The organism is Xanthomonas sp. NCPPB 1325 (genome assembly GCF_041477645.2).
GTDB classification, from domain to species: domain Bacteria; phylum Pseudomonadota; class Gammaproteobacteria; order Xanthomonadales; family Xanthomonadaceae; genus Xanthomonas; species Xanthomonas cannabis.
The window spans coordinates 641,599-662,481 of record NZ_CM192985.1 but is presented as its reverse complement, the minus strand read 5'-3'; the positions used below and the strand labels follow the sequence as shown (position 1 = coordinate 662,481).

At 67.6% G+C, this 20,883-nt stretch carries 2 protein-coding genes; both read right to left on the bottom strand.

Going from position 1 to position 20,883, the window contains the following annotated elements; genetic code table 11:
• Window positions 1-16: 16 nt before the first annotated feature.
• Entirely contained in the window at window positions 17-6,280 is a 6,264-nt protein-coding gene (locus ACCQ10_RS02585) for an alpha/beta fold hydrolase (RefSeq protein WP_372362118.1), read from the bottom strand.
• A complete protein-coding gene (locus ACCQ10_RS02580) occupies window positions 6,277-20,829 on the bottom strand; it encodes an SDR family NAD(P)-dependent oxidoreductase (RefSeq protein WP_372362117.1) in 14,553 nt (4,850 codons plus the stop codon). The genes ACCQ10_RS02585 and ACCQ10_RS02580 overlap by 4 nt, the downstream gene beginning before the upstream one ends.
• Window positions 20,830-20,883 lie beyond the last annotated feature (54 nt).

The following is a 20,883-nucleotide window of genomic DNA, read 5'->3' as shown; positions in this document are numbered from 1 at the left end:
CCCCAACGAAAGACGATTAGAACGTCGCTTCCAGCTGCTGACGCAGCCGCTTGTTGAAAAATCCGGCGTGCGTCATCGGCAGGTAATGCCCGGCTTCGTTTAACACTTCAAACGCAGCTTCGCCCAACCTTGCGTGCAAGCGCCGCGCGGTCTCGATCGGAACCACGCGATCGCGCTCGCCCGCGAGCACAAGTACCGGAAATGGCGGATATGCTAACCAGGAGAGCACTCCGCCCTGCATCACGAGACGCTGATAGACGTCGTACGTCGACACGTCGTAGCAAGCTTTGATCGCGCGATGGTCCCCGTCAAAATGACGGTTAACCTCCGGCGCGACGTGCGTCGATATCTCGCCGACCAGTGCGCGCATCGCGCCGGCGACCCCACCACCGACATCGCTCGGTCCTTCGATCGAATTCACCAGCGTCAGCGATGCGACCCGGGCGCAAGCTACGCGCGCCATACACTGCGCGACAAGCCCGCCCATCGACCAGCCGACCAGATGCACTGGCGCGTCGACCCCGAGACAATCGAGAGCCGACCAGAATAGCTCCGCGACGCAGTCCAGGCCGCCGGCGCCGTTGCGCAGCGCACCCGCCCCGCTGCTCGCCGCATGGCCGGGGTAATGGCAAACGAACACCGAGTAGTCGGCAGCAAACTCGCGCACCTGATGCAGCCACGCGGTGCCAAGACACGCCATCGGCGATAACAGCAGCAGCGGCGGTTTCGGGTTGTCCTGGTTAAAGTTGTGCAGCACATCGAGCGTCATACCGTTCGGTAGCGCGACAAATTCACGGCCGAAACCATCGATCGCACCGAACGCCATCCGGTAGTAGCGTACGAACGGATCATCGGAGGCATCAAAGGCTTCGGGCGCCTCGGCGGTCCCTTTCGGCAGCCCCCCATCATCGCCCAGTTTGTCGTGCTCGTGCGAGGTATCGACGTTGTCGCGACGCTGGGCGATGTCCATGCGCTGTGACGTCGCGGCATGCTCCGCCGACGCGAGGTCGGGCGACGTCTCGGGGCCGGCGTCACCCATGCAGGCCTCGAGATCGAGATTAGGATAGGTACGCAGCAGGCAGTCGGCGAGTGCGCGCGCGGTGCCATGATCGAAGAATAGGGTCGGCATCGTATCAATCGAGAACCGGCGATTCACCCGGTTCGACAACTCAGTGAAGCTGAACGAGTCGAGACCAAACTGTGTGAGGTCGTCGTCGAGTCCGATTTGGTCCGGGTCGATTTTCTGCAATTCCCATAGCTGTCCCTGAAGCCAGCGTTGCAATGCCGCCAACTGACTGGGCGCAGCGCTGGTCTCCACGACGGATACGGCAGGCACAGGTCGCGGCGTAGCCTCGTGCGCCGCGATCATCACGAACCGCGTGAACTTCATCATCGGTCGGCCTTCGAGATCGGCGATGCGGATATCGTAAGCGCGCGTGTGCGCACCGGTCGGTGGCTGCATCACGCGGATCTCGGCGCGCACCTGCCGCGCAGATGCGCCATACAGCAGGCATTCGTCGATCCCATAGGGCATCGCGAATCCGGCCGAGTCATCGCTACGGTCGCAGAGGCCAGCGATTACGAATCCCAGGCCGAAGCTCGTCGTACCGGAATCCGGCGCCGCATCGCCGGGGCTTTCGCCGCAGTTGAGAGTCAGCCGGATGATGTCGTCGTCGCGCGTCCACTCGACCACCTCGATCCCGCCGGGCACACGCAGCGAATCGGCAAGCGAAGTCGCGATATCCTGCATGTTCGGCGGATCGGCCGCGTCGCGCGCGAGATCGTCCCAAACCTCGACGGGGTGCACATCCGCTATCCATGCGAGGGCACATTGCGCATAGACGGTCGCGTTGCCACCTTCGTCGTCGCTTTCGAGGGCTGCCGTCCAGCCGCCGTGGCGCGGGACGATCCGCACCGCCGCATCGCGACCCGCCGCACCGACGTATAGCGGCTTGCACCACGTCACGCGGCCGATGCGCAGCACCGCGTCGTCGTCATGCGCCAGCGTATCGGCGACGCTGCGCGCGAGATCGAGCATCGCGAAGGCCGGCAGCAGATAGCGCCCGTCGATCTGGTGGTGGCGCAGATACACATCGTCCGGATGAAAACGAAACGGATAGACGCGCGCGCCATGCTCTTCGCGCCAGGCCACCGGCATTGGCGCTGCCTGCACCGTCTTGCCACGCGCATGCGCGGGCCGGGCGGGCACATCAGGTTTCACGCGGCGTGCGCTGTAGCCTTCCAGGCTAACGCAAACGCCGCCGTCGCCGTCTAGCAGATCGACATCGAGCTTCACGACCGGGTCGCCGGCCGTATCCGCACGCCGGCGTAGATGGACCCAGCGGATCTGGCGCGACAGATCGGACGCGCGATAGCAACGCAGCCGTTCGAGCCCGAACGGCAGAAGCGGCGTCGCGACGCCCCCTGGTTCGAGCGCACCGAGGCCGAAGCCGATCGACGCTTGCAATGCGCTGTCGAGCAGGCCCGGATCGAGCAGATAGCCGGCCACCGCGGGCCCGTTCGTCTCCGGAAGACGCACGCGGGCGAGCACGTCGTCGCCATCGTGGAACAACGTATCGATGCATCGATGGCTCGGACCGTAATCGAAACCCAGTTCGCGAAAGAGCCGATACACCTGCGCGCCGTCGATCCGCGCGCCGTGCAGATTGACCGGCAAGCGTTCGATAGCGACGGCGGGAGGCGAAGCGAGCGTGGCGCGCGCTTCCGGATACGCGATGGCCTGCGCATAGGGCGGCGCATCATCTCCATGCGCGTCCTTGACCAGGAAGCGGAAAGCGTCGTATCCGGCGACGCCGGTGTGGCGTGCCGGCGCGTCGACCCGCTCCATGACGACGGCAATGTCGACCGGCGCGACCGTCAGCGCTAGCGGGCGGGTCCAGACCACGTTCTCGAGCCGGTAGCCGATCGATTGCCGCTCGCATTCCGGCGTGGCCAGCGTCGCTGCGGCGATGAACATCTCGCAGCAGGCGGCGCCCGGCAGCGTCATCGTGCGCTGCACGCGATGGTCGCGGAAAAACGGCTCGTCGCCGGAGAACGTGCTGACAAAGCGCAGATCGCGATCGGAGCCGGACATCCGGTGCAGCAGCGGATGCAACGCGGTGAACGACGACTGCGCGGCGGCGAACGACCGGGCCGGCATGACGGCAGGCGTGCGCGCAGAATCGCGGGGCGGCGTGACCCAGTGCGTGGTCGCGGCGAACGGATAAGTCGGCAGACTGATACGCGTCGGGCGCACCGGGCGATAGAAACGCGCCCAATCGATCCTGGCGCCGTTCACCCAGAGAGCGGCGACGCGCAGAGGCGCGTCGAACGCTTCATCGTCGGCCGCGACGCCAGCCGGCGTCGCGACACCAGCCAGCAACCGTTCGTCGCCCTGTCCGTGCTCAAGCCATCCGTCGAGACGACCGAGTGCGCTATGCAGCGCAGCGTCCGTGGGCGCGTCGTCGATCAGCAGCGCAAGACGGTGTTTCAGCGACTGGCGTCCGGTTTGCAGCGTATACGCGATTGATTCGACACCCGGCTCGGGCTGACCGTACAGCCGATATCCGCCGTCACGCAGGTAGGTGACGAAGCGCGCAACCGTCTGCCGCAGCTGCGCGGCCGTGCGCGCGGAAAAAATCCAGAGCCGCGCGAGCACGGGCCAGCGCAGGGCAGCGACGGGCAGCGGCAGGCATTCGCGCACCAGCAGATGGCCATTCACGCCGCCGTAGCCGTAGTTGTGTAGGGCGGCGACGCGAGGCACGCGGCGCCCCTGGATGGTCTTCGGGCGCCATTCGGCATGCTCGGTCAGCAACCGGCACGCGAACGGTGCGTCGTGCGGCCAGTTGAGCTGGCGGTGATGCAACACGGGCAGCAGGCGATTCTGGCTCATGCACAGCAGTACCTTGATCAGCGCGGTCACGCCGGACGCCGCGCCGAGATGGCCGATGTGCCCCTTTATGCTTCCGATCGGCAGCGGCGCGCGGCGCGAGCTGGCTCCGTACAGCGCGTGATAGGTCTCCAGTTCCATGCGATCGGTGACTTGGTCGCCGCTGCCCTGTGCTTCGAGATAATCGATGTCGTCGAGCGACGCGCCAGCCTGATCAAGCACGCTACGGATCAGCGCCTGGTGCGACGGCGCGTGCGGCGACGTCAGGAACCTGCCGTGGCCACCGTGCGCGACGTCGGCGGCACGAATCACCCCGTGCACCGGATCGCCGTCGCGCAACGCCTGGCGCAGCGGCTTCAGCAGCACGAGCCCGAGTCCCTCACCGAACAGGTGGCCGGACGCGTCCCGATCGAACGGTTTGACGTGTTCGTCGGCAGTCAACATTCCCATCTTGCGGTTCAACGCGAACAGGCCGGGATTCAGCAGGATGTTCACGCCGCCGGCGAGCGCCATCTCGCACTCGCCGCTGCGCAGGCCTGCGACGGCTGCCCGGATCGCGGTCATCGAGCTCGAACACGCGGTGTTCAGCGTGATGCTCGGCCCGGTCAGGCCGAAAAAGTAGGAGACGCGATTGGTCAGCATCGCGTGCGCGTTGCCGGTGTTGATGTAGGCATCCATAGCGACGTCGGCGTCGGCGATCAGCGACAGGTAGTCGTTCTTCTCCGCGCCGAAGTACAGTCCGATCTTGCGGCCACGCACGGAGTCGGGCGCGATCGCCGCGTTCTCGAACGCCTCCCACGCGCACTCGAGCAACAACCGCTGCTGCGGATCCATCAGCTCCGCTTCGCGCGGCGAGATACCGAAGTGCGCGGCGTCGAACCGGTCGATCGCGGTCAGGAACGAGGCGTGGTGGCAATCGGTGCCGCCCGGCTCGCCAGGTGCATCCATTACATAGTCTTGCCAGCGCCAGCGATCCGCCGGAATCGCCGTCACCGCACAGCGGTCCTCGATGAGATTGCGCCAGAAGCCGGCGAGATCGTCGGCAGCCGGAAAACGTCCGGCCAGGCCGATGATGGCGATTTCCTCGGTGGCGCTCGGCGCGTCGTTCGCGGGCGCGTTGTCGAACGCGCCGCCCGCGTCCGCGCCGATGCTCGCCGGCGCCGGCGCGGGCGCTTGCGGAACCTGCGCCGGCAGCAACGCACCCAGATGCGCAGCCAGTTCCGCGAGCGTGGCGCGCGACAGGAACAGATCTGCCGCGATGGACGCCGTCGGGAACGCACGTGCGATCAGCGTCGCGAATTCGTTCAGGGTGATCGAATCGAAACCGAACTGCGACCACGACGCGTCCGCATCGATGTCGGCCTCGGGCAGTTTCAGGATCGTCGACGCCAGTGCGCGCAGCCCATCGAGCAGCACGTCGTGCGCTGGCATGGTGCTATCGCCCGGACCCGAAGAGGATGCACCATCGTTGCCAGCGGCCTTTGCCGGCACGGCCGGCAGCCGCGCATGCATCCACGCGCTCAGCTCGCGCAGTGTCGGATGATCGAGGAACACATCGACCGCGAGCGTGAGGTCCGGATAGCGTCGGCCGATCGTAGAGGCGAGTTCGGTCAACAGGATCGAGTCGAAGCCATATTCGTTGAACGGTGTATCGCAGACAATCGCCTCCGCTTCCATCTTCAGCGTTTGCGCGATCAGTGCGCGAAGTTCGGACTCCAGAGCGTCTGCAGCATAAGGTGCGCGCAGCCCATCGAGCAGCACGTCGTGCGCTGGCATGGTGCTATCGCCCGGACCCGAAGAGGATGCACCATCGTTGCCGGCGGCCTTTGCCGGCACGGCCGGCAGCCGCGCATGCATCCACGCGCTCAGCTCGCGCAGTGTCGGATGATCGAGGAACACATCGACCGCGAGCGTGAGGTCCGGATAGCGTCGGCCGATCGTAGAGGCGAGTTCGGTCAACAGGATCGAGTCGAAGCCATATTCGTTGAACGGTGTATCGCAGACAATCGCCTCCGCTTCCATCTTCAGCGTTTGCGCGATCAGTGCGCGAAGTTCGGACTCCAGAGCGTCTGCAGCCTGCGGTTGCGCGCGAGCCTGCAAGGCATCGGCGACCGCCGCTGCCGCTCCCGACCGTTGCGGCGAAAGAAAAGCGCGGTCGATCGTCGCGCGATTTCCTGGCAAGACGACGACCTGTGGCGCAGGATGCGCGAGCAGATGCAGCGACTGCATGCCGTGGTCATTGGTGCTGCCGTCTTGCTGCGTGCCACCTTCTTGCTGCGCGCCGCGGTCTTGCAGCGTGCCGCGGAGTTTCGCGAGCAGGGCGATGCCCTCGGCTTCGCCCAGCTCATCGCTGCGCAGCCGATCCAATAGACCGTCGAAACTCTCATTCATGTCAATGCCCCTTGTTCCGCCAGGGCGCTCAGCACGCCCTGCATATCCAGCTCTCCGGCCTTGAGCCGATCCAGCAGCGTCCGATAGCTGTTCCATTCCGGGCTGCCTGGCCGCAGCTCGCGATCCGGGAGTTGCGGAACGCGCTCGGGTTGGGCCGGCTCCGCAACGTCCGTGCGCAGGATGTATTGCAGCTTCCAGTCGAGCGTGATCGCGTCGGCCACGTGTCGACCAGCGTTCCGGTAGTCGTCCTCGTCGATCTCGCCGCGCGCGACCAGGTCGCGCAACGCCGCGTCACCGAGTCCCGCCAGCATCCGGTAGCGGACCGTGTCGAGGGCTGCGCTCGACTTGGCGCTCGTCAGGTTGCGCCGGTTCAGCGCCTTTAGACGCGCGGCGGCATTCGGGTCCGCGTGCTCGCCACGCAACCGGTAGATCGGCGGGAACGATGGCAGATTCGCAAGTTCCCAGAAGGCGCGGAACTCGCGCGCCGGATCGGGCAGCAGGCCGAGCCTCAGGCCGAACATCACATTCGCGATCGGCCCATTGATCGCCGCGTGACGGCGATCGAAACGGTAGTCGCGTTCGCTGCGGGCAAGCTCCGTGTTGCCGGACATCATGCGCGAATACCAGCGGGCCGCCATTTCCGGGAAAAAGAACGTGCCGGAGTACGCAACGGGCAGCGGGCACGACGTCGATACGAGGCTTGGCCTGTCGCGGTGGAAAATCCCCATCGCAAAATCGGAGCGCATCGATACGCCCGGCAGGCAGTCGAGTTGCTCGTCCATCGTGTAGCCGGTGCAAAACACCACGACGTCGACATCGACGCGGCGCCCGCTATGCCGGAACCGGCAACCGCTCGCGTCGAACTCGCCGATCTCGTCGACCACCGCCTCAACCCGGCCGCTCGCGACGAGCGGAACGACACCGTCGTTGATCTGCACCAATGGCTGCTTGCGGAAATCTTCGAGGTCGGGCAGCAGGCCACTGTCCTGGTACTGACGGAAGTACTCGGGCATCGAGTAACGGAGCCGTTCCAGCATCTGTCCCGGATCGACCGTCGCCAGCAGACTTGCGGGCGACTGGAAGTCGTTCGGCACGAACCCTGTCATCCGCGGCATGATGAATTTCGGTTTGCGCATGGTCCAGATCACCTGACTGGCGCTCTTCGTCGCCTCCTCGGCGATATCCATCCCGCTGATCCCGTTGCCGACGACGAGCACGCGCTTGCCCTTCAGGCAGGCTTCGTCGATGTACTCGGCGGAATGCAGGATCTGGCCGCGGAACTTGTCGAGTCCGTCAAACGCAGGGCGCCAGGGCTTCCAGTACAGCCCCTGGCACAGCGCCACGCCGTCGTAAACCTCGGCGCGGGTTTCCCCGTCGCGCAACGTGGTGACGCGCCATTGCTCACCGTGCGGTTCGATACGGCTGACCTCGGTCCGGTAGCGAATGTGTTTGGACACACCGAAGTGCTCGGCATAGTCGCGCAGATAGCGATGCATGTCGGCGACGCCATGAAAGTGCCCGTCGGTCAACGCGCCGTCGAAATCGGAAAATGCGCTCGTATGCTTGGACGTCTGGAAGCGTGTCTTGCGGTAAGCGCCCGCGCGCTTGTTCTGCGTGTGCAGCACCCAGACGCCGCCGAGATCGGCCTGCCGATCGAATACATCCGGCTGATGGCCTTCCTCGAGGAGCGACTTCGCCATCACGAGTCCCGCCGGTCCGGCACCGACCACCGCGATCCGCTTGCGCGACCGGCCGGCCGCCGGCGCATCGGCATGCCGAGCGGCGGCCGTCGCATCGATATGCGGAGCCGCCGCCGGCGTCGCACCGCCGATCCAGTGACGCTGTTTGGCGAACACATACCCGGGCAACGCGATCCGACGCGGCGACAGCCCATCGAACGCACGCGTATCGCCGCCGATGTCGCCGCCCTCGACCCACAGCGACGCCGCCTCGCGCGCATCGCCATCGGCGAGCGCCTGCGCGACACTCTCCGAGCGTTCGGCGGCATGCGATGCCGGCGCCGTGCCATCGTGGATGCCGACACCCGCATCGGCCCCGCGCGTGAGCCATGCGTCGAGCCGCTCGATCAGTGCGGCGACCGACGGCGCGACGATCGCGAGCCGGTGTCGGAACGCGGCACGCCCGGTCTGCAGCGTGTATGCGACATCGGTCAGGTGAGGCGGGTCATCGCTCGCGATGCCCGCTGCGAGCGCGTCGCGCAGTCGCGCGGCGGACGCCCGCAGCGACTCCGGGTTCCGCGCCGACAGCACGACGAGACGGTCGCGCGCGCCGTCGTCGGAAGAGGCGCGCCGGTCCTCGGCGTGCGCCTCCTCGACCACCATATGCGCGTTGGTTCCGCTGAAACCGAACGAGCTCACACACGCCATCCGCGACTCGTCGTCGAGCGTGCGCCAGGCCTGCGCGACACGCGGGACGTGGAACGGAGAATGCGCCAGATCGATGTGCTCATTGACGTTCTCGCAATGCAGCGTTGGCGGAATCGTCCGGTGCCGCAGGCTCAGTAGCACCTTCATCAGACCGGCGATCCCCGCGGCAAGCGCGAGATGTCCGATGTTGCTCTTGACCGAGCCGAGCGCGCAGTAGCCGGTACCGGCGTCGAACTCCCGAAACGCCTCGGTCAGCGCGCGGACCTCGATCGGATCCCCCAGTTTGGTGCCGGTGCCATGCGCCTCGGCCATCGTGATGCGCTTCGGGTCGATGCCGAAACGGCGGTAGACGCCAGCGGCAAGCCGCCGCTGCGCGTCGGGATTGGGCGCAGTGATGCCGTTGGTGCGTCCGTCCTGGTTGATGCCCCAGCCGCGGATCACGCCGTGGATGGTGTCGCCAGCGGCGATCGCGTCGTCGAGCCGGCGCAGCAGCACGGTGCCGACGCCCTCGCCGGGAACGAAGCCGTCCGCCGCGTCGTCGAACGTGCGACAACGGCCGGTCGGTGACAGCATCCCCGCCTTGCTCGACAGGATATGCAGGGTCGGGCCGGCCATCACACACACGCCGCCGGCGATCGCCAGATCGCAGTTGCCGAGCAACAGGCTGTTGCATGCTTCGTTGACCGCCACGAGCGCCGATGAGCATGCGGTATCGATCGCCAGACACGGGCCATCGAGATTGAGGAAATACGGCATCCGTGCGGACAGGATCGAACTTGCGCCGCCCATGAACGACTGCGCACCGGCTTCGTTGCGCTCGCCGAGATCGGCGTAGTCGCCGGTCGCGCACCCGACGAACACGCCTGTGTGCTTGGTCGCGAGGCTGAACGGGTTGTAGCCCGCGTGCTCGATCGCATGCCAGCAGTTCTCCATGAACACCCGCTGCTGCGGATCCATGTGTTCCGCCTCGCGCGGCGAGATGCCGAAGAATTCGGCGTCGAACGCGTCGGCGTCGTCGAGCAGCCCGATCCAGCGGCTGTAGGTCTTGCCTTTCGCCTGCGGATTCGGGTCGTAGTACCCATCGAGCGACCAACGGTGCGCCGGCACCTCGACGATGCTGTCGCGCCCTTCGACCAGATTGCGCCAGAATGCGTCGAGGTCGGTTGCGCCCGGGAAGCGCCCGGCCATACCGATGATCGCGATATCGACGCGCTTGCGGGATTCAGGCTCGCCTGGCGACCTCGTGAGTGCTGGTGCTGGTGCTGATGTTGGTGCCGCGCTCGAAGGGGTCGCCTCGCGCGAGGCGGGGACAACCGCAGAAACGCCCACGGCGGGTTCGCCGGGCTTGCTGCCGTGCAGCGTGACCGAGGCCGGCGGCAGCGCGCTCGCCACGTTCGTCGCGGCGGGTTGCGCAACGCGCAACGATGCGCCCGCGCTACCGAGATACGCGCTCAGCGTAGCGACGTTCGGATACTGATAGAGATGGGTCGGCGACATCTCGACGGACAGCTGTTCGTGCAGTTTGCGCGCCCAGGTCACCGCCGTCACCGAATCCAGACCGAGATCGACGAAGCTCGCCTGCGCGTCGATGTCCTGTGCGTCGAGCTGCAATTCGGCCGCAAGCGTCTGCATGACGATGTCGGCGATCGTGCGTTCGGCGGGCGCCGGTGTCGGCACAGGCAGTACCGGCGACTCGGCACGCGCGTCCGCCGGCACGGGGTGTTGCACGAGCCCACCGCTGGTGATGTCGAGCAGATACGCGAGCAGCCTGGCAACGCTCGGATACTCATAGACATGCGCGGGCGACAGCTCGACCGACAGTGCGCGGCAGATCGTGCGGGTCCAGGTCACCGCGGTCACGGAATCGAGTCCGAGGTCGACGAAGCTCGCCTGATCGTCGAGTTCCTCGACCGCGAGCTGGATTTCGGCGGCGAGCGTCGATTTCAGCAGCGTCTCCAGGGTCCGGGCGCGCGCGGCGACGGCGTTCGCGCCCGGCGCGTCACCGGTGCGCGCCGCGCCGCGACCGAAGGAGCGGTCGATCAGTGCTGCGACGGCGGGGTTGTGATAGAACGTTTTTTCGTGCATCGCCAGTTCCTTTTGAATCGTTTCGGGTAGCCCCTGCACAAGCGGCGCAAGACGCAGCTGCTTGGCGCGGATCAATTCTTCACGCGTCTGTGGTGTCGCCCAGCGCGTCGCGATCCGGTGCGCAAGCGCGAGCACCTCGTCCCGCGGCACGACCGACAACCCGGGCAGCCGTTCGCGCAATTCCCGTCCCTTGTAGGGCTGTGCGCCGAGCAGGATTTCCCGGCCGAGATCCAGGCCTAGCCTCATCGGGAATGCGAGGGTGGACCCTGCGCCCGGCGTAAAGCCGTACGACAGATACGGGCTGTGGTAGACGCTCTCCTCCGCGAACAGCACCGCGTCGCACATCATCCCCATCGACCAGCCGGCGCCGATCGCGTGTCCCTGCATCGCCGCGATCACCGGCACCGGGCACGCAAGCGGCAGTTCGTACAGACGCGCGTCGGTGAATTTCGCGTTGCCCTGCTGGATAGCCTGCAAGCCCTGCAGCGTCCCACCGGTTGCGAAGTAGTGACCGTAGCCGGTCAGGATCAGCACCTTGCACGCAGGGGTCGCGCCGGCCCAGGCGACGACCGCCTCCATCGCGGCGACCAGTTCCGGGGTGAATGCGTTCTTGCTGGCCACCTGGTTGAGCCGCGCAGTGGCGACGCCGAGCGCGTTAAACGTCAGCTCGACGCACGGATGCGGCAGCGGCACCGGGCTGCCGAGGTCCGTCGCGTCCGGCCCCACGGTCGCCACATCCGGCGCGAGCGCACGCTCCGCAAGCAGCGGCCACGACGACACGTTCCCCAGCGCACCGTCTTCGCCAAGGAAAGTCGTACGCCAATGCGCCTTGAGCAAGCCGCCCGCGCGACCGCCACCGCCAACCAGCGCTTCGGTGGTCGTGAGCGCTTGTGCGGCGATCGCGTGTGCGGGTAGTGCGAGGATGCCGAGATTTTCCGCCTGCCACGCCGCGCCGGTGCGCACCTCGCCCGACAGCATCGCGGCGGCGCCGGGGCGAGCGCCGAAACGCGCACGAAGCGCGCAGTCGATCGCGCGACGCGGCGCGGACGGGCAGCCATAGCGGCCGTCGATGTCGACAATCAGCAGATCGCTTGCGGCGCCGATCACCCAGCCGAGTTCGATCGCATCGCCGTGGAACGCGGCCAGGACGACCGACGACGATCGGCCGATCGCATCGACGAGCCGTGTCGCCGCGCCATCGGACACGCCGCCGAGGGATTGGCGCAGTCCGTCGGGCGGGCCGTGCAACACCACCACGTCGATCGGATCGCCGTCCGCAGGCTGTTCGAACAGCGCGGTCAGTTGCGTGACCAGCCGCATCGCGTCGCAGCCGGCGGGCAGCGCAACGTGAACGCGCGTCGGATGCGCGCTATCGCGCAACGGGACGAGCGGTTCGCCCGGGTAGCTCGCGCGCGGCGGCTCTGCAGCCGGCAAACGCGTCGCCGGAGCGAATTCAGACGCCGCGCTCAGCCTGGCGTTTGCGCGCGCGGCAGGCGCCGCGAGCGTGATCGGCATCGCCACCGTGTGGCGGCGCGACGCAACGAACGCGCGCAACGCCGGCAGTCGGATCGCGCCGCTGCCGGTCGCTTCGCGGGCATCGCCGACCGACACCGAGTTGCGCGGCGATGTCGGACCCATCGCGCCGCTGTCGGCGGTTGCCGAGGTAGCCGCGCCGTCGCGCGATGCATCGAGTGCCAGCGCGGGCGGCAGCGTATCGAGCCAGAACCGCTGCCGCTTGAACGGATAGGTAGGCACGGCGATGGCGCGGGCCGGCCGCGCACCATGCGGCGGCGCGCGCAGCGCGCGCCAGTCGAGCACCGCGCCACGCACCCACGCACGTACGCATGCGTCGAGGTCGCCCGGCGCGAGCGGTGCCTCCGGTTCGCCGGCCGCGGGCACGCCGGTGATACGTCCACGGTGGAAGCCGTCGACATGCTCGCCGCGCCGATGCGCGCGCAGCGCGTCGAGCAGTTCCGACGTCGAGCGGCAGACGAACGCGCAGCGCTCCGGCATCGCCGTGCGCCCCGTCTGCAGCACGCAGCACAGCTCCGCCAGCGGGCCGCCGCCCTTGGCGAGGAAGTCAATTATCCGGTCCAGATAGGCATCGAGCCGATCGGCGTTACGCGCGGACAGCACGAACATCGCGGGCGTCTCCGGACTGCCTGCCGACGTGTCGAGCGCGGCATCGGCGTCGCGATATTGCTCGACAATGAGGTGTGCGTTGACGCCGCCGGCGCCGAACGATGAGATGCCCGAACGCAGTGGCGTGTCTGTGCCCGACTGCGCCGTCCAGTCGCGCAGCGTGTCGGACAAATAGAAGCCGGAGCCGGCCAGCGCGATTTCGGGATTCAGCTCGCGGGCGTGAAGCGTCGGCACCAGCGTGCGATGGCGTAGCTGCAGCACGACCTTCGTCAGCGCGGCAATGCCGGCCGCCGCCTCCAGGTGCCCGATGTTCGACTTCACCGAGCCCAGCGCGCATTGCGCACCGTCGCCGCGTTCGCCGCCAAACGCCTGCACGAGGCCGCGGAACTCGATCGGATCGCCTAGCGCAGTGCCGGTTCCGTGCGCCTCCAGATAACTGATCGACGCCGCATCGCAGCCGGCTTTCGCCAGCGTCTGGCGAATCAGCGCCTGCTGCGACGCGGGACTCGGCACCATGTAGCCATGCGTCTTGCCCGAATGGTTGATGCCGCTCGCGCGGATTACCGCGTGAATGGTGTCGCCGTCGCGCTGTGCGTGCGCGAGCGGCTTCAGGATCACCGCGCCGACGCCCTCGCCCGGCACGAAGCCGTCCGCGCCCGCGCCGAAACTGCGGCAGCGCCCTGCTCCCGACAGCATGTGGCCCGAACACAGAGACACGTAATTGGCCGGATGCAGATACAGGTTCACACCACCGGCGATCGCGATTTCGCAGCCGCCGCGGCGCAGGTATTCGCAAGCCTCGTGAATCGAAACGAGCGAACTCGAACACATGGTGTCGATCGCCAGGCTCGGCCCCGCGAGATCGAGGCAGTACGACACGCGGTTCGCGATCGAGCCGAACGAGGTTCGCGGCAGGAACGCCTTGTCCTGACGCCAGAACTCCGGCCCGTACAGCTCGAATCCGGTCTTGGTCGCGCCGACGAACACGCCCGCACGGTCGCGATGCCGGGCAAGCGCTTCGCGGCTGTATCCGGCGTCCTCGAGCGCCTCCCAGGCGCATTGCAGGAACAGCCGCTCCTGCGGATCCATCAGATACGCGTCGCGTGGCGCGATCGAAAAGAACTGCGGATCGAAATCGGCGAAACCGTCGATGAAACCGCCCCACTTGCTGTAGCTGCGGCCGGTCCGCGACGCTTCGTCCTTGTCGCCCACGTAAAAACCCTCGAGCGGCCAACGCTCAGCCGGGATTTCGCCGATGCAGTCGACGCCCGCGACGAGATTGCGCCAGTATTCGTCAAGGTTCGCGGCCTTCGGATAGCGGCCCGCGATGCCGATGATCGCCACCAGGCCGTCATCGTTGGTGCGGCCGTTGTCGCCAATGCCGCGCGCGTCGGCGACAGGCGTGGGCGTACGCTCCGCGGTGGCGTCGATCGCCGGCGTTGCAGTCGCGACCGTCGCGTGAACGCCGGCCCAGGTACGGCTCTCAGCCGGGTATTGCGCGACCAGATGCGTGGCTAGGCTCGCGAGCGTCGTGTGCTCGTACAGCACTGCGGTGCCGATGCCTGGATAGTGCTCGCCGAGCGATTGTTGCAGATGCCGGATGCGAACCGAATCGATGCCGTAGCTCTCGATCTGCGCAAGTGGATCGATGCGCTGCGGCGACAGTTTGCAGAGCCGGCCGAGCATTTCGCGCAGCCGGTCCGTCACGCGTTCGTCGATCCCGGAGACGGACGGCGATGGTATCGCATCGCCAGTCGCCGGCCGCGCCGGAGCCGGTTGGCCGTGCTCGGCGGCCTCGGCGGCTTCGCGAATCCGTTGCGCGTCGCCGAAGACGACCAGCAGGTGTTCGCCGCTGTGTGCGAGTGCGCATGTCAGCGCATGCATGCCGTCATCGGCGGGGAGCGGCAGCATGCCGGTCTGTTCGCGCAGCAGCCGTGCCGCATGCGCGTCCGGCGCCATGCCCTCGCTTTCCCACCACGGCCAGCCGATCGACACGGTTCGGCCGCGGCGTTCTCCTGTCGCGACCAGCGCGTCGCGATACGCCGCGTAACGGTCCATGAACGCGTTGGCGGTTGCGTAATCGCTCTGGCCCGCGTTGCCCATCGCGCCCGACAGCGACGAATACAGCACGAAGAAATCGAGCGGCAGGTGGCGCGTCGCCAGATCGAGATTCACGGTGCCTGCCACCTTCGGCGCGAACACCGCGCGGAGCGTGTCGGGGGTCTTGCATAGGGCCACACCGTCGCGCGTCACGCCGGCGGCGTGGAATACACCGTGGAGCGCGCCGTGCTCGCGTTCGATGTCGGCGACGAGCTGATCGCATGCTGCCGGGTCTGCGATGTCTACTGCCCGGTATTCGATCGTGATTCCTTGTCCGCGCATCTCGTCGAGCAGCGTGCCGACCGGCGTGTCCGCGCGCCCGGATTGCGCGCGGCGGCCGGTCAGGATCAACACCACCGACGGCATAGCGCGCGCAAGCCGTCGCGCGAGCAACGAACCGAGTGCGCCGCCGCCGCCCGTAATCAGATACACGCCGCGCTCGCGCCACTGCGGCTCGACAGCCCCGGCCACTGCCGCATCGCGCCACACGCGGCGCGACAGTACGCCGTCGCGGCAGCGGATGAGCGATGCACGCAGATGCCGCGCGGCCGTTTCGGCCTGCTCGCGCACTCCGCGCGCGGCGTCGTCCGAGGACGCGTCATCGCACTGAATGAGCTGGCCGGCAAACGCCGGTTGTTCGAACGCCAGGCTGCACAGCATCGCCTCGAGCGCGGTCAGCAGGTCGCCACGGCCGCCGGACGGTACCAGCACTTGCACGCGAACGGCGGCGCCAGAGCTGTCGGGCAGGAGGCGTTGCAGTTCGGCAAACAGCGACAGCGCGCTACCCGTGAAGTCGCCGTCGACGGAATCGGCAATATCGCCACCGGCGGCGACACGACAGTGGCCAGCCGGCCATTGCGACATCAGCCGTCGTGCCGCGTTCGCGTCCCATCCGCACAGCAGCACGTCCGTCACGCGCCCGCTTCCGGCCTCCTCGCTAGACGCCGCAGACGGCAACCGCTCCCATACGGGCACGCGATAGCCGAGACGCGGCGCGGCCGGCGCACGCGCCGTGCTGGCGCGGTCCGGCGTGGCCGGCTGCGGAACATCGGCGCCCGCCGACGGCAGCCAGTAGCGCTCCTTCGCGAACGGATAAGTCGGCAGGTTCGCCCGGCGCGGCCGACGGCCTGTTGCGCCAGCATCGTCGCGATACAGGTGTTCCCAGTCGAGATCGATGCCCTCGACCCAGGCAGTCAACAGCTGCGTGTATTTGCGTTTTTTGAACCAGACATCGATCAGCGCGTGACTGTCCTGGTCCGCGCCGAGGAGCGGCAGCAGCCGGTTGCCGTTCGCACGGGTACCGGCAAACGTGCGGCGCTCGTCCGGCCGCCCGTCCAGATAGCGGTTCAACAGACCGAGCAGCTCGTCGCGCGAATCAGCGATAAACGCGACGCGCGCCTCCCAGGGCTCGCGCCCTGTCTGCAACGTGTACGCGATACTGGCGAGTCCGGCAGGCGGACGCAGCCAGTCCTTCGCGCTGCGCGGCTGGCCGCCGGCCCGGGCCTGTGCACAATCGGCCAGGTATGCAGCCAGTGCGCGCGCTTGCAGCGTCAGTTGTTCCGACGTGCGCGCCGATAGCGGTACCAGACACGGCTCGCCGGTGTCGCTGTCGGCGGCCGGCAGCGGGTAATCCTGCAGCACGATATGCGCGTTCGAGCCTCCGGCGCCGAACGACGAGATGCCAGCGATCCGTCGCTCCCCCGAGACCGCCCAAGGTTGCCGCTGCTGGACCACCGAAAACGGACTCGCGGCGAAATCGATGTGTGGATTCAATCGTTGTGCATGCAACGACGGGAACAGCTCGCCGGCGCGCATCTGGCCGATCACCTTCGTCAGCGCGGACATTCCCGCCGCCGCCTCGCAATGGCCGATGTTCGACTTGACGGAGCCGATCGCGCAGAACTGCGTGTCTCCGGTATCGCGTGCAAACACGTCGCTCAGGCCGGCGATCTCGATCGGATCGCCGAGCGAGGTGCCGGTGCCGTGCGCCTCGATGTAACTGACCGAACGCGCGTCGACGCGCGCGTGTTTCAGCGCCCGGCGGATCACGTCCTGCTGCCGCTGCGGCTGCGGCACGCTGTAACCCTGGCTCTTGCCACCGTGATTGATCGAGCTGCCGCGGATCACCGCGTAAATCGGATCGCCGTCGCGCTCCGCGTCGGCAAACCGCTTCACGCAGATGACGCCGACGCCTTCCGACGGAACGTAACCGTCGCCGTCCGCGCCGAAGCTGTGGCAGCGGCCGCGCGGCGAGACGAAACGGCCTTGGCTCAACAGGTGGTATTTGTTCGGATGCAGGTTCAGATTGACGCCACCGACGAGCGCCATTGCGATATCGCCCGACGCGAGTTCGCGACACGCCAGATGCAGGCAGGTCAGCGAACTCGAACACATCGTGTCGATCGCAAGGCTCGGACCGCGCAGATCGAGCGCATAAGACACGCGATTGGCAATGCTCGCATAGCTGCTGCCAACGAGCCGTTCCGGATCGTTGTCTGCACACTGGATATATTCGCTGTACATGACCCCGACGTAGACGCCTGTCTCGCCTGGGCCGGCCGTGTCGCGCGCGCATCGGCCCCTTGCGAGTCGACTGCGGCAGTAGCCTGCGTCCTCGAGCGCCGCCCATGCGTGCTGGAGGAACAGACGTTCCTGCGGATCCATGATTTCCGCCTCGCTCGGCGAAATATTGAAGAACAGCGGATCGAATTCGTCGACGCCGTCGATGAAGCCTCCCCACTTGCTCGCGTGCGCGCCAGGGCGATGGCCGTCGCTGTCGCGGTAGTACGCATTCCAGTCCCAGCGCTGCGCTGGAATTTCGCCAACCGCGTCGACACCGCCCGCGAGGTTGTCCCAGAACGCAGCAATGTCGGTCGCGCGTGGGTAGCGCCCGGACAGGCCGATGATCGCGATGTCAACTTCCGGGTCGCCGAACGACGGCAACGCGCTGGGTCGGTCGCGCTGCGCAGCGTCCGGCAGGTCGGTCGTGGTGCCCGGATGCGCCGCGCGCCGCGCGCCGACTGCTTCGATCTCCTGCTTGGCAGGCGCTTGCACCGGTGCCTGCGCGGACGCGGCCGGCGTAATCGGCGCCACCATCGCGGTGAGCGGTCCGGCATGCCTGTCGGCGAAATACGCAGCCAGTTCGTCGATCGTCGGGTACTGGAAAAACAGCGTCTTCGGCAGGGTGCCAAAGGTCTTCTCGAGTTCGCGCGTCGCCTTCATCATGTCGACCGAATCGATGCCGTACTGGTCGAGCGGCTGGTCGGTCCGTAGTTGATCCGCCGACAGCTTCAGTGCGGCGGCGACGACCCGATGCAGCAGGCGCGCGGCGGCGGCGTGTCGTGTCGCCGCATCGGCTTGCGGCGTGTCGGGCACGCGCTCCGCGTCCGTCGCTCGGCGCTGCACCGCTGCAGCGCCGAGCGTTCCTTCGTCCTGCTGAGCATCGGCGCGATCGGCGCCCGGCAAGTGGCGTTCGAGCCGGTCGCGGTCGCCCGCCGCCGCGATCAGTTCGGTGCACGGCGCCACGAGTCCGCGGCAGAACGCCTCGATACCGAGCGCAGCGCGCATCGGCCGCATGCCGGTCGCGCGGTACAATTGGTCCGCGTCGAGCGTTGCGTCAGCCATCCCGCCATCCCACAGCGGCCAGTGGATACACAGCGAGCGGCCATGCGCGGCGCCTCGGTCGACATCGGCCTGGCGCCGTTCTGCGTACCAGCCCAGATACGCGTTCGCCACGGCGTAGTCGCTCTGTCCGGCGTTGCCGAAGACGGCGCTACCCGACGAGAACAACACGAAACAGTCAAGCGCCATGTGGCGCGTCGCCCGATCGAGATTCGCCGCGCCCAACACCTTCGGACGCAGTACGCGCTCCCACTCAGCGTCCGTCTTGTTCACGAGCAGGCCATCGCCGATCACGCCCGCCGCGTGCAGCACGCCGTGCAGCGGGCCATGCTCGCGCTCGATCTGCACGACGACGTCCCGCAACGCGTCGGCATCGGCGACATCGACGCGGTACTGCACGACCTGCGCGCCGGCATCGCGAATCTCGCGCAGACGCTGCTGCTGCCGTTCGTCGAGCATCGCCGGGTCGCCGCGGCCGAGCAGGAAGATGCGTGGCGCGGCGACCGACACCGCGATATCGCGCGCGAAATCGAGGCCGAGATGCCCGGCGCCTCCGCTGATCAGGTAGGCGCCGCCGTCGCGCCAGGCATGCGCGGGCGCGGGCGCATCGCCGGCGAGCGGCTTCCAGAGTTTCACTTCCCGCTCGCTGGCGTAGCGCACGCAGTCGGCGCTGTCGCCCGCGAGCGCCTCGCCGACGAGCGCGTCGGCGATTTCGTCTACGGTCGCGGGCCGGGCCCAGGACACGAGTTTCGGCTGGCGCTGCGGATATTCGGCCGCGACGCATTTCAGCAGCGCATGCGCGCTATGCGCGAGCGCCGATGCGTCGTCGATGGCCAGCAGCAATCGTTCGGACTCCCGAGGCGGTGTCGCGACGCACTCCTGCAGGCAATGCTTCAGGCTCAGGCTCCCCGCGATCGGATCGCCGCCGTGCGCCACCGCTTCGGAGTCGATGCGGACGACCTCGGGCCTTCGCAGACCTGCCGGCCAACGCGCGTTCAGCGCCGCGACGAGCGCCTCGCCGGTGTGCGCCCCAGCGCCGAGATCGCCGACCAGCACGATCCGGTGCGCTCCGGGCTGCGGCTCGCGCCCGGTCCGCAGTGCAAGCGGCACGGAGCGCCAGACGGGCTGCGCAAGCAGCAGCGCGTATTCGTGCGACGCATGCGTCCGCCGGGCGCGCGACGTCAGACCCTTCAGGCTGACGCAGAGCCGCCCCCCGGCGCCGTGGAGGTCGACATCAACGCGGCTGACCGACCCAGCGTCGATCGCGTGACGGGTAACCCGTGCCCGCATGCGCGACTCGCATGCACGCCACACGCTGATCTCCTCGACCGCGAACGGCAGACCGGCTTGCGTGCCAGCGGCGTCCGCGTCCGCAAGATGGAAACCGACCGCGGCCTGCAGTGCGCCGTCGAGCAGGCTCGGATGCAGTAGCATCCCCGGCAGGCTCGACGCGAGCGACGCCGGCAACACGAGATCCGCGTACAGGCAATCGTCCGACTGCAACGCGACCTGTTGCAGCGCGCGTTGCCGCGGGCCGTATTCGAAACCGCGTGCCGCCATGAAGCGATAGCAAGTCTCGGCGTCGAAGCCTGTCAACCCGGACGACCGCTCCGACGCCGCGAGCGGGTCGGCCGACGCCGGCGCCGGCGCCGGCAGGTAGACGCCCATACAATGAACGGTCAGTTCCGCATCGGTCGCAAGCGCGCCAGGCGCGGTCGCGTCGAGGCGCGGTGCGGCCTCGGCGAGCGGCAGCGCGGTCGAGGCAAGCGTGAATCCGATCCGGCCGCGCGCGTCGGCCAGCAGCTCGACCACGAGCAGATGCGCCTCGTCGCCATCACCGTCGCCGTCGAGCGGGAGCGGCCGCTCAAGACTGACATGCTTCAGCACGAAGCCGTCCGACGGCATCATGCCCGCGTGCCGGACCGCTGCGCGCACGAACTCGAAATAGGCGGCAGCCGGCAGCACGCGCACGCCGTCGATGCGGTGATCGGCAAGGAAGAACTCGCGGCCGGTCAGCGCGCAGATCAGCACCGCGCGCGCGCCGCTGCCGGAATGAAGACCCACTCCCGGCAGGCGCGTATGCAGCCAGCGAACGACGCCCGTTGCGTCGACGCAGCCCGAACGCCGATATTGGCGCAGCAGATCCAGCGCTTCGTCGCGCCGCAGATCGCTTCGCTCCACTTGCCCAAAGATGTCCAGAGTGAAATTAGCCATGAGTTTTCCGTAGTGGGTCTTGCCGGCGGACGCCGAAGCGCCGTCGCACGACCA

Coding starts and splice junctions, on each gene's coding strand:
- ACCQ10_RS02580 (WP_372362117.1), bottom strand. CDS start 20,829: ATGGCTAATTTCACTCTGGACATCTTTGGGCAAGTGGAGCGAAGCGAT.
- ACCQ10_RS02585 (WP_372362118.1), bottom strand. CDS start 6,280: ATGAATGAGAGTTTCGACGGTCTATTGGATCGGCTGCGCAGCGATGAG.